Below are 13,977 nucleotides of genomic sequence, written 5' to 3' on the forward strand. Positions count from 1 at the left end.
CAGGATCGTTCGCTTCGTACGGAGTTTGCTCGCCGAAAACAAATTTCATTTGGTCCATAGATTAGTCGGTCAAGAGAAGTGAAATGGCTACTTACAAAGACGCGAACTATCTGCAACAATCTTCCAGCGAAGCTTTTGATCAGGATTACGGGCCAGGAGCCGCAGCTCGCCATGCCGGAATTTACCGGTGCATGGGCTGTCATCGCGAGATCGGTATTGCAGCAGATCACGTATTGCCGCCGCAAGGACATCACGCGCACACCCCCTCGCAAGGATCGATCCGGTGGCGTCTGATTGTCTACGCTGACCATAAGCCAAAATAGCGTCACAAGCGAAGTCCGGCGAAAGTCGGACTTTTGCGTTTACGAGCGTATCGCAACTGAATCCTGTCGCATTCGATCGCTCGGGACACGTGGTCGTTGGCAAGTTGAGCGAAAAGTCCAATGAACGCGCTTGTTCGCGTAGCCAAGATTTCAGCCAAAGGCCGGACATGTTCGATGTGTACCTAAACGACAAACATGATCTGCTGGTTATTCCCCAGGGAGCTCCGCTGCCTGTCACGGATGCACTGGCGAAGTGGCGAAAAAAGAAGACAAGGGTGATCGGCGTTAGTCATGAGATCAGATTAGCTGTTCAGAAGCAGGGCTATTACATGCGAAAGGCGCGAGATTTCGGCAAACATTAGGAAGAACTCTATCGTCGATCGAGGCAAATCGACGCTCCTGGCCTGAACCCACGAAACGGACGCTTGAACACGTAGCTGACTTTAAATGGTAGATGGCCAGTCGGAAGCCGCCGTGTAAGGGACCGAAGCGCTGCGTTCACGGCCACAGATTAATGTCTGTCTCGCCACGCTCTCGCACGCGATCCTGTTGACCGCCTCGTCCGAACTCCTGCAGCCACGCATGCGTGCCAAGTTGAATGATCTGTGCCGAGAACGGGAGGGCTTGAAAACCAGGGCTAATGCCCGGAGTCGGAACGAGACTCCTGATTAATACTATCCCAGTTTTCTCGATAGTAAGCTTCCACCCTCTCACGCAGGTCTTCCCCGGCATCGTCTAGAATTTGGAATGGGGTCGACGCATGAGGAAGCAAACCAATACGATCAAGCGCTTCTTTTCTCTGTCCGGCAACGAGGAGAGTCTTTGCAAGACGCTGAAATTCCGGTGAGAGCCTGAAGCTCTCAAGATAGGCAGAGGCTCGCCGAACGCTCTCCGCCACCCGTGCAAACTCTTGCTGCAGTGGTTGCACAGCCGCCTGAATGCGCTGATGCAGCTCGGCCCAGGACCTGAGCTGCTCTGCCATTTGCTTTTGAATAGCGGGAAAGACCCGTAACGCATCCTTGCCAATCTTGGCAAAAGCGGTCGCGTCGATAGCTGGAAAAATCTTCGGATTAACCTTTGACGCATGTTCAAAGGCCTTTATTGCTGCAACAACGCTTGGCGGAACTGCCGGTGGGCTCCGGTTCTCGGTCATTCGCTGCCTCGTCCAGACCATTTAGCCTTCTGCGAGAGAATAGCTCGTGCTACGTCCACCCGCCGCGTCTTTTTTAAGAACCCCCCAAGCAACCAATTCGTCAATGTCGCGCGAAGCTGTCGCCTGTGAAACCTTCGTCAATAAACCCCATTTGGATGAAGTAAGTTTTCCTTCGAAGCCATCGAGCAAACGATTGAGGACCTTTCGCTGGCGATCATTGAGTGCCAGTTCGCGGAATTTTTCCCAAAAGCTAGCCTTGCGTAGCACGCTCCCTAAGATTTCCTCGGCCCCATCGAATGCGCGATCCAGGCAATCTAAGAACCACTTCAGCCAATCCGTGATATCGAGATCACCTTTCTGAGTCGCTTCGAGGATGTCGTAGTATCCATTCCGCTCTTTGCGGATCTGAGCTGACATGCTGTAGAAGCGCTGCCTACTCTCTTCCGACCGGGCCAGCGCGAGGTCAACAATTGCTCGTGCAATACGGCCATTGCCGTCCTCGAACGGGTGGATGGTGACAAACCAAAGATGAGCAATGGCCGCCTTGAGAACGGGATCAAGCGAGCCACTGTTATTGAACCAGGCAAGGAAGTCTTCCGTCGCCTTTTCGAGCTTGTCGGCAGCAGGCGCTTCATAATGGACCTTAGACTTGCCAATCAGGCCAGATACCACCTGCATCGGCCCTGACTTATCGTCCCGCCAACCACCCACTTTGATTTTGCTCATGCCACTATAGCCGGTGGGAAACAGCGAAGCGTGCCAACCGAACAGCCTTTCCTTCGTCAAGGGCTGTTCGTACTTCTCAGTTGCGTCGAGCATCATCTCGACCACACCTTCAACGTTGCGGTCGGCAGACGGCAACCCGCCGACATCCATACCAAGACGTCGAGCTATGGATGAGCGGACCTGATCTCGATCCAGCTTCTCGCCTTCGATCTCGCTAGATTTGACGATTTCTTCTGTCAGAGTTTGAAGAGAAGCCTCTGCACGAAGGTTGAACCCCAGCTGCTCCATACGGCCGATTAGGCGACCCTGCTTGTGGCGAACAGCGGCCAGCTTTTCGGTGAGTTCGTCAGTCTGCCATGAGAAGTCAGGCCAGCCTTCTAGTTGGTGAATATGGCTCATAATCTCTGCATCCTTTGATGAGATTATGCGCGCAATCTCGTCATCCGCAATGCTATTCTCGTCATTTTGCGATGAGAATGTACACTGCATTCCCTTCATATTATCCTAAGACACTAAAATCATTAGTCTTTTTTACCCGGAAAGAACCTCAAAATTTGCCCATCCCTCATACCCCTTGGGGCCGGAGCATTTCGACCAACTCCTGGGGCAACCCAAGATAAGCCTTTTCCCTCTCCGTCTCGGACATCAGCTTTGGGCTCAATTCCCGCATGTCCAGGCCACGTTCGTTTATCTCATCAATGGCATCACCAAATCGCTGGATTATGAGTCCGCGTGAACTCATCCGGCGGCTTCGGCCAGCCTCCTTTCACGAACGACAAAGAATTTAGGGCAACGCACCGATGGAAGTGCACCCTCAAAGCGCTGTCCGTAAGTGGTCGTAGGTAAGGATTTCGCTTATAGGCGAGCTTCCATGCCTCGTACCGCCGCATTTGCTTCGGCACATCGAAAACCGTGTCAAACTCACCTTCGTCCATACCTTTGTAAACGACAGGCGTGCGGGTTCTATAGTGAGCCCACCTATTAGCGATTAGATCGAGCAGCCCGGCCTTCCAATATTGCTCTTCCAAGGCAATTGCCTCGAAGATCCCGAGCCCGAAAGCAAGCCGACCATCAGGCAGGCGCTGGACATGCTTTTCCGAGATGTAAACGACAGAATCGATATGTGGAAAACGCGCGCTACCCGTCTTCATCTTCCGGTGAATCGAGTGGAGGACCACTTGCGGGCTAAATTCGGGAATTTGTGAGTTCAACAACACACAAACCGAAAATGAGTTCTTACGCGGATTACGCGCCCGGTAATCCCGAAACTGCGAGTTTGCTTAGCGCAGGACCGTCTCGATAGTCTGCGAAAGATTATTGGAAAGTGCCGCTCGGATATCCTCAACATTGCTCAGCTTGTCGAGATCCTTATCGATCGACCTACTTCCGTAGAAGACTGGTGCTTCCGCTGGATCGACCTTGGACTGGTAGACTTCGTTCAACCGGTCAGTCTGCTCAGCCTCAAGATGCTTCATCTCAAGCAAAATAAGATCGCGGAAACAGGCAAAGTCCGGAAACTTGCCGAGCCTCGCCTCAACATCCTTCTGGTCGTCGAGCGAACGGCCGCGAAGAACCTTACGTACAAACTGCGTGAAGGCCGCCTGAAGGTCAGGGGGGCCACCGTGCCACTCGACGTGCATTTTCCTTTCCTCGTCTCGTTACCGCTAGAAAGCTTCTCACCAGACCTGATTCCTATCAATACGGCGTGGCGAAATTCGGATATCGTTAGGCAAATTGCGATCTCCGAATCACAGGTGGGAAATGCCCTCATCAGAATTCAAAGCCGAGGTTAAGGAGCGCAATCCCGGCGAGCCTTGCTTTGTCGTGATCAATACGGACCAGTCTATCGGTCTTGATTCCAAGCAAATCATTTTCCATCTCCCCGAAGGCACGGGCCTCGCGGAGGCTCACCAACTCGCAACCGCTCTGAGTGGCCTAACCGTTTCTGTTCGTTAGCTCGCACATCCTACCTATGTCGGAGATAGGCAGCGGCCTTCATCACCCACCCGCACCGGGAGTGGAGATATTCCACTTGGCCTTGAGCAGCTTCGAAAGCTCGGCCGCTTCGCCCACCGTGAGATTTGACATCGCATCAGCTAGTCTCATCAACTTCACGGAGACATTCCTGATGGGTGCGTTCAGGATGTTTGGCTGGCCGAGCGGCCAGCCTGCCAATGCCGCGCGGGCATCTTCGGGGGTCTTGAACAGGAGTGGATTGGCAATGAACTGGATGGCGCGCCCAAACGAGCCATCCGCGTAGGATCGCTCGTTCACAAATCCGATGAAGTGCAAGCGCTCGCGGGCCTGGGCGGCCCCCTTCATGTCAGTGGTGGTGCTAAATACTCCGCTGATCAGCTTGCCTTGCCAATGGCGACGATTGAAAGGGGGGCGCACACACTCGCCGCCAAGTGCTACATGCACGCGGTCCCACTCGTCCCCTCCGTTGAGAAACGTGCGAAAGTCCACGAGCAGCACGTGCGTGGCTGATGTAATTGGCGGAAACTTGTGAGGCTTGCCTTCCTTTTCAAACTTCTGGCAGAAGCGCTGGACGGCCTTAAGCGTTTCACCTTCTTCGGATTGCTTGGGATCTTCATTGGTGGTGCTTAGGTTTCGGCTAACCAGCACTGCGCCATCTCCAAAGTGCTTAGTCGAGGTGGCGTCCCGAACCGCCTTGGTCTCCTCTAATCGCATCATCTCGACGAGGAAATCACGGCCGCCGCACGTAAAGCCGAGATCAAGCGTGGACTCGCCTTCGCCTGCTGTTTCGTAGCGAGGCTGAATGCCGGCCTTGTGCACGCTGTGGCCGAAGCGCAGCTCGAACAACTTCGCCTTGTTCTCTCCCTTCAATCCTCCGTTAGCGTTGATGTCGTCTACCAGCGGCTTGGCCCATGGCACGGCCTCATGCTCCTTCATGAGCGTTTCCATGAAGTCCCCCTCATCGCCGGTCAGAAAATCAAACGTAAACTCGTCGCGCTTGGCCATGGATTCACCTTAACACATTCGCGGAGGCCCTGATGAGGCGGTGGAATGCTGATCGGACTGTACTCAGGACCGAGCAAGTCGGGGCAATTTCGAGGTCCAGTCGTCGACGTCAAACGCCTTCAGATAAGCCTTGGTCAGTGCGGTCACCAAGCTAGCAATCGCTACCCGAGCGTCGACGATCGTACTATCCAGCATTTCGACTGTGCCGGTGCGAGCCCGATAGCCGTAGTCTTTTGGTTCAACGAGAATGCGATTCCATTGATTCCGGCCTGCGATGAACCCGCTGTAGAAATCTCGCGGCGGCTTTCCATCGAAGTGCTCGGGATCAACCCAATGAGACAGTTCAACCAAAACCTGCTCTAAGACGCCCACGATAAGTTGCGCTGCTGCCCGTGCCGAGCGGTATCGCCTTCCTCAGCGGTGATGTCATCGGCCTTGGCGTAGGCCACGGCAAGAATATCAGGTACCTTCTGCAGGTAGAGCGCCAATATCTTCGCTGACGGTCTGTACCTAAACGGCTTGCGCTCGGGTGCCACCGGAGGCGGCGTCGGCTCTTCCACGCGGACGGCTGCAAGCCGCTCGATGACGATCTTATCAACTTCGGCGCGACGTTCACGCACGCGGCGCGTCCATTCATCACGGCACTTCGTCACATCGAGCGCGCGAAGCTTCCTGCCAAAGCCGCCACGTATCTGGGTTTCTTCATGATCTTGAAGGCAAAGGACCGCCAGGTTGTTCGGATCGTGATTGGATGGATCTTCGTCGATATGATGTATCTGGATAGCCTTACCCGGTTCGTTGCAAACGCAACACGTGCGATCGTGCTGATATAGCACCTCGGTCGCGACATCGTCTGGAATGGGCGTCCGCACGAACTCCTCCACCTGCGCGAGCGTCGCCTTAGCCGATAAACCGCCTCCCAGGAAGTCTAGATTGGCAGTGGATGCTCTTAGCGCGGCACGCCAGTGGCATTGCATTAGGTGCCGCCCGGCGTGGCAAGAATGACACCGTGTCAGGATTTCACAGGCCAGCTGTCGTCATGGGGCACCCAGACCAGAACCTCTGCCTTGGGATCAGCGGTGCGCGCAAAAAGCACTGCACGAAAATTTCCCTCCCAAAGCACGAGCTTGCCGTCATCCCAATGCCCGATGACCAAAGGCTCTTGTTGAACGAAGGGAATATTGATCGGGACCGCGTCCGCAGCCACAGCCGCATCCCGTATCTCAAGCTGGCCGTTGGGCAGACGTCGCCTTGGATGAGCGAGGTAGGGAAGAAACGCGAGCGATCGACCTTGGCCTAGCGGGTCAATGATCGGAAGGGTATGGACCCTGGCAAGTCGTGATTTGGTCCAGCTTTCGCAGCGGAAGCTTTTGTACCAGTTGTTCAAAGCGACCGCGCAGTCTCGGCGCAGGCCTGTATCGAACCAAACGCCGAGTCGGTACCGCTCTGCGCCGTCAAGGTCATCGAAGGCCGCGCCGTTCTTGATTTTGCCATCAGAGCAACGCTCTCTGGCTCTTGGTGGTTGGCGGCATAGTCTGCAGCAAAGCGACCGGTAACCTCGGCGTAGGACCGCCGCCCGCGACGTTCGATATCGATACGCTGCCAGGCAGCTCCAATTTGACGGCACTAGAAGCAGCCGCAATCATCCGGCGCACACCGGCGCGCTGGAGCAGTGGCGGCGGGATCCGAACCACCCGCTGAAATGGCGCTACGTCGACGGCCGTCCGCTCTATCGTGTCGATGCGGTGCGCGACTATTTGGCCAGATGCGATAAGGCCACTAAGCCGTCCGAGCCGCATAATGCTCGCGGAGACGGTCGAGCCGCTCGGCCTTGATGAGGTCGAGTGGATTCGTCCGCTGCAGGCGCACGACCTTGCCGACCGTTATCGCGCCGACCAACTTCGCGATGTAGTCATGAGCCGCTTCGTACTCCATCTTGCGGATGATTCACCGTTTGTCATGATTGTAGACTTGATCGTTTCCGCTGACTTTTGCCCGCCACACATCCGCTGGATTTCGTTGTTGTAGCCGCAGCGTGACATAATGGTGCGCAAGCTGTGCCTTAAGTCATGCATGGTGAACTTGGCAACACCCGCTTCCTTGACCAAACGGTTGACCATCTTGGTGAAAGCCCGACGTCTGGCCACCGGTCTTCGGTGAGGCGCAACCATCGATACCGACATTCGGTTCGAGTTGCGATTCGAGGGAGATGCTCCGCCAGGTGCTCCCTTGATGGATCAATGCGATAGGCGCTCGCGCGCGAAGACCGCTGCTTCTTCGATCGAGGCCATCCCTTCATCAAGCATCGGCGCAAATAGCTGCCAGGAGTGGCACATGCCGTCCCAGATCTTCAGCTCGGCGGAAACACCCGCCTGATGCAGCCGATCAGCGAGTTGCACACTATCGTCGCGCAGCAGCTCCCACGAGCCGACATGGATCAAGGTCGGGGGCAACGTCGACAGGTCGCCATTCAACGGCGCGAGATAGGGCGATGTCGGCACCTGGGCGCCGAAATAGACGTGCTTAAAAAGCTCCATCAATTGCGGGGTAAGCAGCGGAGCGTCGGCGATGGTGCGGAACGACTCGCTCTCGCCAGTGAAGTCGAGCGCCGGTGACATCACCACGAGCGCACCCGGATTGGGCAGCCCCTCGCCGCGAGAACGCATCGCCGTCGATATCGTGAGATTGCCGCCCGCAGAGTCGCCCGAAAGGCAGATCGCCGATGGCGCGAAGCCCTGCTCCAACGCCCATTTGTAGACGGAGAGTGCATCATCATGCGCGGCGGGCCCCGGGTGTTCCGGCGCGAGCCGGTAGTCCGCGGCGAGAACGCTGCAGCCGGCTGCGCGCGCGAGATTGGCGGCGACGACTCGGTGCGAGCGCGACGAGCCGAAGAAGAAACCGCCGCCGTGAAAATAGATGATCAGGCGCCCGCCGTCCGAATTGGGATAGCGGATCAAGTCGCCGCCGACGGGACCTGACGATACCCGCTCGATCACGGCGCCGTCAGAGATCGGCGTCTGTGCGTTGATCGCCTCGAACCACGCGCGCATGTCCGCCGGACTACCGTCGGCCGGCGGCGGGAATTGCGCGCTCATCTGCAAAATCGCTGCGAGTTGCTGCTTGGACATGTTTCCTCCATCGGACAGTGAACGGCGTGCCGGTTGACCGGTCGGTTGCCATCTAGGATGGACGAGATGCCGGCCAAATCCGCCCCTCGCCCGCTACGAATGACCTGCGTTCAGTTCATCCGCACGATCGGTTTGATCACGGCGCCGGTCTCGGAATCGTGGATTGCAGCGTTGATTTCATCGAGCGTGTAGAACTTGATGAGCTTCTCGAACGGGAAGCGACCGCTCCGGTACAGATCAATCAGCACCGGAATGAAGACGTCGGGATTGGAGTCGCCCTCGACGATGCCGATCAGGCGGCGGCCGGCGCTCATGAAATGCGTCTCGTCGAGCACGATTTCCGCATCGGGCCCAGACGCGCCGAGAATGCCGCACGCGCCACGTGGGCCAAGGCTCTCCACGGCGTTGCGGATCACCACAGGCAGGCCCGTGGTATCGAGCGCGAAGTTCAGGCCGGTGCCGGTGATCCGCATGATCTCTTCGGCCGCATTAGTCTGGCGCGGATCGATCACATGCGTCGCGCCCAGAGATTTCGCGACTTCGAGCCTTACCGGATTGGTATCGACCGCGATGATCGTGGTGGCGCCGACGACTTGCGCTGCCATCAGCGCGGAGAGCCCGACCGAGCCCGATCCGAACACCCCGAAGGATTTTCCTGCGGAGACCTTCAGCGCGTTCATCACTGCGCCGGCGCCGGTCTGCACGCCGCAGGCAAGCGGCCCGAGCAGCTCGAGCGGCACATCGGATGCGACTTTCACCACATTGACCTCGTGGCAAATCGCGTGAGTCGCGAACGACGACTGACCGAAGAAGTTGCCGTTGATCCGCGCGCCGTCCGCCGAAAGCGCGCTTGTTCCGTCGACACGTGCGGCGAAGAAGTTACGCGGGAAGAATTCATGACAGTAGCTGATCGCGTTGTCCTGGCAGCTCGGACACGCACCGCAGGAATTGAAGGTCATCACCACATGATCGCCGGGCCTCACCTTGGTGATCCCGGCGCCGACCGTTTCAACGACGCCCGCGCCTTCGTGGCCAAGCACGACCGGCAGCGGCGTTGGCAGCATGCCGTCGCGGACGACGAGGTCGGTATGACAGACACCCGTGGCCTTCACCTTGACGAGAATCTCGTCAGGACGCGGTGCTTCGAGGTCGATGGTTTCAAGCTTCAGCGGTGTGCCCTTTTCGCGGGCGACGGCGGCACGGATCTTCATCTTGGTCTCCAGAGGTCAGTCGTTGCAAGACGGATGGCTTCCGGCGCGAAAGGCGCCGGAAGCAGTGCAATGTGCGAAACGCATCAGAAGGGATAGGGCGTCGCCTCCGGCTTCTCGGAGGTCCAGACCCACTGCGTGAACTCTTCCCAGATCGCCGGACCGCCGATGCGACTGCCGTTGCCGGAACGGCCACGCCCACCGAACGGCGCAAACGGCCCGCCGTTGACGGTCTGGTCGTTGATGTGGAGCTGGCCCACCGCGAGGCGATCGCCGACAGCTCGCGCCCGCGCGACCGAGCCGGAGATCACGCCCGCGGCGAGGCCATACTCGGAGCGGTTGGCAAGCTCGACTGCCTCATCGTCGGTGGCGAAGCTGACGAGGCATGCAACTGGGCCGAAGATCTCCTCCTCGAACGCGCGCATACCGGGCTTCACGTCGGCCAGGACGGTTGCCTGGTAATAGCGGGCGTCGTGACCGCCGCCGGCAAGCAGCCGCGCGCCCTTCGCAACCGCATCGTCGACGATCGCCTGAATCTTCGTCACCTGCGAGTCGCTGATGATTGGGCCGAGCGCGACCTGACCGGACGACGGATCGCCCGCGGGCAGATGCTGCGCCTTCTCGGCGACCTTGGTCGCCAACGCCTCGGCAATGCTCGCATGGGCGAGCACGAGACCGGTCGACATGCAGATCTGCCCTTGATGCAGGAACGCGCCCCAGGCGGCGTTGGACGCTGCGACATCGATATTCGCATCGTCGAGCACGATCAGCGAATTCTTGCCGCCGAGCTCGAGCTGCACCTTCTTGAGATGGCGGCCGGCGACCTCGCCCACCTTGCTGCCGCCTTCCGCCGAGCCGGTGAAGGAGATCATTGCAATGTTGGGATCAGCGCACATCGCCTCACCCGCTGCCGCGCCGCCCGGCACCACTTGCAGCACGCCCATGGGCAGGCCTGCGTCCTCGAAAATGCGGGCGATGATGATGCCGCCGGACACCGCGGTGCGGGGATCGGGCTTGTGCACCACGGCGTTGCCAACTGCGAGCGCCGCGGCAATGGCCCGTATGGAGAGCACCAGGGGGAAGTTGAACGGCGAGATCACGCCGACAACCCCATGGGGCACGCGCTTCGCGGTGTTCGACCGCCCCGGCTCCATCGACGTCAGAATAATCCCGTTGGGCTCGATCGCGATCGCCGCTGCATGGCGCACGAAGGCCGCTCCGTGCTCGATCTCGATCGCAGCCTTGGGCTGGATTGAACCGCTCTCGCGCATAATCCAACCGATTAGCTCCTCGCCATTCTGTTCAAGCAGATCGGCCGCCTTGTTGAGGATAGCTGCACGCTCCTGCGGCGGCCTCAAAGCCCATGCGGGCTGGGCCTGGCGCGCCTCGCGTGCGGCCTTGGCGATGTCTTTCGGATCGGCGATGCCGACCGAACCGAGCACGGTACGCGTCGCCGGCTCGCTGATCTCCATCACGCCGCCGTCAGTTGCGCACCATTCGCCGAGAAACGCCTTGCCGCGCCAACGCTCGACGGCAATGAAATCGCGAGCCTGCATGTTCATCGAAATATTCTCCCTCCGCCTCGTGCGGATCGATTGACTGTGCGGTCGTTGCGACCGCGGCTTGCCGTCCTGGGGAGAAAGAGGGGCAAGACGGTTGTTGCACGCGCGCGGCCGTGGCGCGTGCCGCACACATGGTCGAGACCGTAGGTCGGTCTTCTTGCTTCGCTTCCTCCCGCGAACGGTTCAGCAATTAGCAAGACCGGTGCCAGCTCACATCTACCCCCCAGGACGACCTTCGATTTATGAAAATAACAAAGCCAAAACAGATACTTATGCGAAAATTGAAATATATTTGCATCTCCGACGACATAGGCCTTCCATCGTGCGATTTTCCTGAAATAATGAAATCCTCAACAGCTGTTTCACTATTTCATGAAAGATTGACGCTCAGATGGCGGAGCATGACTCCCGGATTTCACTGGCGGAAGCGTCCCGCCGCGCCGCCCGCATTCTCACACGCGGCGCCAGCAGCGAGCTCGACACCGGCGCGGCTCCGACGTTCAACGATCTCGCTGAGTCGCTGCATTTCGCGCTCGGCGACGGGCGCATCTGGCTTAATGACCAGCGCATGGTGCTGATGCAGTCGCAGGTACTCGGCCGCCTGCGTACGGAGATCATCGACGCATTCGGTCTTGAAACTGCCAAGGCGCTGTTCATGCGTGTTGGCTGTATGCAGGGCACACGGGATGCGGCCCTAATTCAAAAGCGCTTTCCTAATGAGGACCTCACCCACGCGCTCGCCGCAGGACCGCGCGTTCACACGCTGGAGGGTTTCGTCAAGGTCACCACGCGGCATTTCGAGTTCGACCGCGACAAGGGCATTTATTTCGGCGAGTTTTATTGGGACGATTCATCTGAGGCGGCCGAACATGTCGCGAGTTACGGCCTTGCGACCGAGCCAGTTTGCTGGATGCAGGTGGGCTATCCATCCGGCTACACCACCAAGCTTTTCGGCAGTCCGGTAATCTTCCGGGAGATCGAATGCGCCGGCATGGGAGCGCCCCGCTGCATCATCGTTGGTCAGCATGCGGACGCCTGGGGCGACGATGCCCCTGAGCGCAACTATTTCGGATTGGAATGGAAGAGCCGTTCGGTGCACACCGTCGTCAACGCTCCGGTTGCGGCGCATGAAAGCCCGGCCCCCGCACGCGACAACAATAACATCGCGGTCGGCGTGTCGACTGCGTTCGTCCGCACCCGCCGCCAGCTCGAGCGCGTCGCCGCGACCGACGCCACCGTGCTGTTCGTCGGCGAATCCGGCGTCGGCAAGGAGCTGTTCTCCAGCCAATTGCACGCCATGAGCCGGCGCAGCACAGGTCCTTTCGTCGCGATCAACTGCGCGGCGATCCCCGAACAGCTCGTCGAATCCGAACTTTTCGGCGTGGAGAAAGGCGCCTACACCGGCGCCATCGCCTCGCGCGCGGGCTATTTCGAACGCGCCTCCGGCGGCACGTTGTTTCTCGACGAGATCGCGTCGCTAACCTATTCGGCGCAGGGCAAAGTGCTGCGGGCGCTGCAGGAACGCAAGGTCGAACGCGTCGGTGGCACGAAAACCATCTCGCTCGACGTCCGTGTGGTGGCGGCATCCAACGTCGATCTGACCGTCGAGGTCGCGGCCGGCCGTTTCCGGCAGGATCTCTATTTCCGGCTCTGCGTATTCCCGATTGCTATCCCGCCGCTGCGGGAGCGGCGCGACGACATCCCACTCTTGATGGCGCATTTCCTCGGCATCTATTGCGCGCGGCACGGCCGGCACCTGATGGGCTTCAGCCGTCGCGCCACCGACGCACTGCTCAAATACGATTATCCCGGCAATATACGCGAGCTGCAGAACCTGATAGAGCGCGGTGTCGTCTATGCGGATGAGGGCGGCACCATAGATATCGGTCATCTGTTCAGCGGCTCGGAGCTGCTCCCGCCATTCTCAATCCAGCTCACAAGTGAAGGGCGGCTCGGACGCGCGCCGTTAATTGAAGACAAGAGCACCGCCTCGGTCAGCAGAGGCGCATCGTCGCCAGGCAAGTCGTTTGCAGAGATGGAGGTCGCGGCCTATCGCTCGGCACTGGCCCAGACGGACGGCAATGTGTCGGCCGCCGCGCGCCTTTTGAAGATTAGCAGACCAAAACTCGACTATAGACTTCGCCGTCTTGGCCTAAGACCATAGCGACAGGTCATTCTCCTCCCAGGTTTGCCGGCGACGTCTGGTGAGCCGCATTGCGCTGGGTCCCCCCTCACCCCCGGCTTGGTGAAGAGGTAAACCCAAGTCCGGTGGCGCGCATGCGCAGAGCGAAGTCGGGCAGCTTGACGCCGTGGAGATGATGTTGCGCCTTGCTGAGCGTCAGCGTGGCGTTGCGGATCACCGCATCAGTGAGTGTCAGCAGGGTTGGCCGGCTCTGTCACGATTCCTTCCCAGCGTTTGTGCCAGGTGTGCCCCGCGGGGAGGCTATCGCTGTGACCGCGCGCGGCCAGCCTGGATCTAGATATTGGGGTTTCCAGCTCCAAACCAGGGGCTGCCGATCAACAAAGCGCCTATCAGGCCAAAGCGACGCATGCGAGTGCGCCCCAATTGGAAAACCCCGGCAATTGCTGCCGGGGTTTTCGCATTTCGTGAATCGGCGTGAGGCGGCTGGATCAGAAGTCCATGCCCCCCATGCCGCCCATCCCGCCGCCAGGAGGCATGGCGGGGCCTGCAGCGGCCTTCTTCGGCAGCTCGGCGACCATGGCCTCGGTGGTGACCAGCAGCGCCGCCACGGAGGAGGCGTTCTGGACTGCAGTTCGCACGACCTTGGTCGGGTCGATGATGCCCTTGGTGACGAGGTTGCCGTACTCGCCGGTCTGCGAGTCGAAGCCGTAGGCGTACTGATCCTTCTCGAGGATCTTGCCGACGATCACCGA

At 59.0% G+C, this 13,977-nt stretch carries 14 protein-coding genes and 2 pseudogenes; 4 read left to right on the forward strand and 12 right to left on the reverse strand.

Annotation, left to right across the window (positions count from 1 at the left end; translation table 11 throughout):
- Positions 1-83: 83 nt before the first annotated feature.
- Both YUU_RS56980 and YUU_RS0132630 read left to right on the forward strand, forming a co-directional pair.
- Entirely contained in the window at positions 84-323 is a 240-nt protein-coding gene (locus YUU_RS56980; protein ID WP_084801654.1) for a hypothetical protein, read from the forward strand.
- Between the two features lie 167 nt (positions 324-490).
- Positions 491-685, forward strand: a complete 195-nt coding sequence (locus tag YUU_RS0132630; protein WP_027526118.1) for a hypothetical protein — start codon at positions 491-493, stop codon at positions 683-685.
- Positions 686-960: 275 nt separating this feature from the next.
- Here YUU_RS0132630 and YUU_RS0132635 read toward each other — a convergent pair whose 3' ends face one another.
- The 5 genes from YUU_RS0132635 to YUU_RS0132665 all read right to left on the reverse strand — a co-directional run bounded on the left by YUU_RS0132635 (position 961) and on the right by YUU_RS0132665 (position 5,184).
- Positions 961-1,476 (reverse strand): hypothetical protein, encoded by a 516-nt coding sequence (locus tag YUU_RS0132635; protein WP_156944628.1) that lies wholly within the window; start codon positions 1,474-1,476, stop codon positions 961-963.
- A gap of 21 nt (positions 1,477-1,497) precedes the next feature.
- Positions 1,498-2,601: a Fic family protein gene (locus YUU_RS0132640; protein ID WP_027526120.1), complete on the reverse strand. Its 1,104-nt coding sequence runs from the start codon at positions 2,599-2,601 to the stop codon at positions 1,498-1,500.
- A 305-nt stretch (positions 2,602-2,906) separates the two neighbouring features.
- Entirely contained in the window at positions 2,907-3,353 is a 447-nt protein-coding gene (locus YUU_RS0132650) for a hypothetical protein (RefSeq protein WP_156944629.1), read from the reverse strand.
- 129 nt (positions 3,354-3,482) lie between these two features.
- Complete coding sequence (locus YUU_RS0132655) at positions 3,483-3,842, reverse strand: hypothetical protein (RefSeq protein WP_027526122.1); 360 nt, start codon at positions 3,840-3,842, stop codon at positions 3,483-3,485.
- 358 nt (positions 3,843-4,200) lie between these two features.
- Positions 4,201-5,184, reverse strand: a complete 984-nt coding sequence (locus tag YUU_RS0132665) for a hypothetical protein (protein ID WP_027526123.1) — start codon at positions 5,182-5,184, stop codon at positions 4,201-4,203.
- Positions 5,185-5,229: 45 nt separating this feature from the next.
- Between YUU_RS0132665 and YUU_RS59110 the strand changes: the two genes are divergently transcribed.
- A complete protein-coding gene (locus tag YUU_RS59110; protein ID WP_156944630.1) occupies positions 5,230-5,547 on the forward strand; it encodes a hypothetical protein in 318 nt (105 codons plus the stop codon).
- Here YUU_RS59110 and YUU_RS0132675 read toward each other — a convergent pair.
- The 6 genes and pseudogenes from YUU_RS0132675 to YUU_RS0132700 form a co-directional block, all read right to left on the reverse strand.
- The gene (locus YUU_RS0132675) at positions 5,544-6,056 is read right to left on the reverse strand and encodes an HNH endonuclease signature motif containing protein (RefSeq protein WP_156944631.1); all 513 of its coding nucleotides are present in this window, start codon (positions 6,054-6,056) and stop codon (positions 5,544-5,546) included. The genes YUU_RS59110 and YUU_RS0132675 overlap by 4 nt on opposite strands.
- Before the next feature lie 140 nt (positions 6,057-6,196).
- Positions 6,197-6,571, reverse strand: coding sequence for a hypothetical protein (locus tag YUU_RS59115; RefSeq protein WP_156944632.1), 375 nt, complete (start codon positions 6,569-6,571; stop codon positions 6,197-6,199).
- Between the two features lie 392 nt (positions 6,572-6,963).
- Positions 6,964-7,344 (reverse strand): annotated as a pseudogene (locus YUU_RS56990) (tyrosine-type recombinase/integrase); the annotation flags it as partial.
- 77 nt (positions 7,345-7,421) lie between these two features.
- A complete protein-coding gene (locus YUU_RS0132690; RefSeq protein ID WP_027526127.1) occupies positions 7,422-8,312 on the reverse strand; it encodes an alpha/beta hydrolase in 891 nt (296 codons plus the stop codon).
- A 110-nt stretch (positions 8,313-8,422) separates the two neighbouring features.
- Complete coding sequence (locus tag YUU_RS0132695; RefSeq protein ID WP_027526128.1) at positions 8,423-9,523, reverse strand: NAD(P)-dependent alcohol dehydrogenase; 1,101 nt, start codon at positions 9,521-9,523, stop codon at positions 8,423-8,425.
- An 83-nt stretch (positions 9,524-9,606) separates the two neighbouring features.
- Entirely contained in the window at positions 9,607-11,082 is a 1,476-nt protein-coding gene (locus tag YUU_RS0132700; RefSeq protein WP_027526129.1) for a benzaldehyde dehydrogenase, read from the reverse strand.
- Positions 11,083-11,473: 391 nt separating this feature from the next.
- Here YUU_RS0132700 and YUU_RS0132705 point away from each other — a divergent pair, with 391 nt between their 5' ends.
- Positions 11,474-13,246: a sigma-54-dependent Fis family transcriptional regulator gene (locus tag YUU_RS0132705; protein WP_027526130.1), complete on the forward strand. Its 1,773-nt coding sequence runs from the start codon at positions 11,474-11,476 to the stop codon at positions 13,244-13,246.
- Between the two features lie 467 nt (positions 13,247-13,713).
- On the opposite strand, the pseudogene YUU_RS0132710 reads toward YUU_RS0132705, so the two are convergent.
- Positions 13,714-13,977, reverse strand: a pseudogene (locus YUU_RS0132710) (TCP-1/cpn60 chaperonin family protein); the annotation flags it as partial.

This window comes from Bradyrhizobium sp. Ec3.3, assembly GCF_000472925.1.
In the GTDB taxonomy this organism is placed as follows: domain Bacteria; phylum Pseudomonadota; class Alphaproteobacteria; order Rhizobiales; family Xanthobacteraceae; genus Bradyrhizobium.

Excerpts from the sequence above, each read along its gene's own strand:
- YUU_RS56980 (WP_084801654.1), top strand. The coding sequence starts at position 84 with ATGGCTACTTACAAAGACGCGAACTATCTGCAACAATCTTCCAGCGAA.
- YUU_RS0132630 (WP_027526118.1), top strand. The coding sequence starts at position 491 with ATGTTCGATGTGTACCTAAACGACAAACATGATCTGCTGGTTATTCCC.
- YUU_RS0132635 (WP_156944628.1), bottom strand. The coding sequence starts at position 1,476 with ATGACCGAGAACCGGAGCCCACCGGCAGTTCCGCCAAGCGTTGTTGCA.
- YUU_RS0132640 (WP_027526120.1), bottom strand. The coding sequence starts at position 2,601 with ATGAGCCATATTCACCAACTAGAAGGCTGGCCTGACTTCTCATGGCAG.
- YUU_RS0132650 (WP_156944629.1), bottom strand. The coding sequence starts at position 3,353 with ATGAAGACGGGTAGCGCGCGTTTTCCACATATCGATTCTGTCGTTTAC.
- YUU_RS0132655 (WP_027526122.1), bottom strand. The coding sequence starts at position 3,842 with ATGCACGTCGAGTGGCACGGTGGCCCCCCTGACCTTCAGGCGGCCTTC.
- YUU_RS0132665 (WP_027526123.1), bottom strand. The coding sequence starts at position 5,184 with ATGGCCAAGCGCGACGAGTTTACGTTTGATTTTCTGACCGGCGATGAG.
- YUU_RS59110 (WP_156944630.1), top strand. The coding sequence starts at position 5,230 with ATGCTGATCGGACTGTACTCAGGACCGAGCAAGTCGGGGCAATTTCGA.
- YUU_RS0132690 (WP_027526127.1), bottom strand. The coding sequence starts at position 8,312 with ATGTCCAAGCAGCAACTCGCAGCGATTTTGCAGATGAGCGCGCAATTC.
- YUU_RS0132695 (WP_027526128.1), bottom strand. The coding sequence starts at position 9,523 with ATGAAGATCCGTGCCGCCGTCGCCCGCGAAAAGGGCACACCGCTGAAG.
- YUU_RS0132700 (WP_027526129.1), bottom strand. The coding sequence starts at position 11,082 with ATGAACATGCAGGCTCGCGATTTCATTGCCGTCGAGCGTTGGCGCGGC.
- YUU_RS0132705 (WP_027526130.1), top strand. The coding sequence starts at position 11,474 with ATGGCGGAGCATGACTCCCGGATTTCACTGGCGGAAGCGTCCCGCCGC.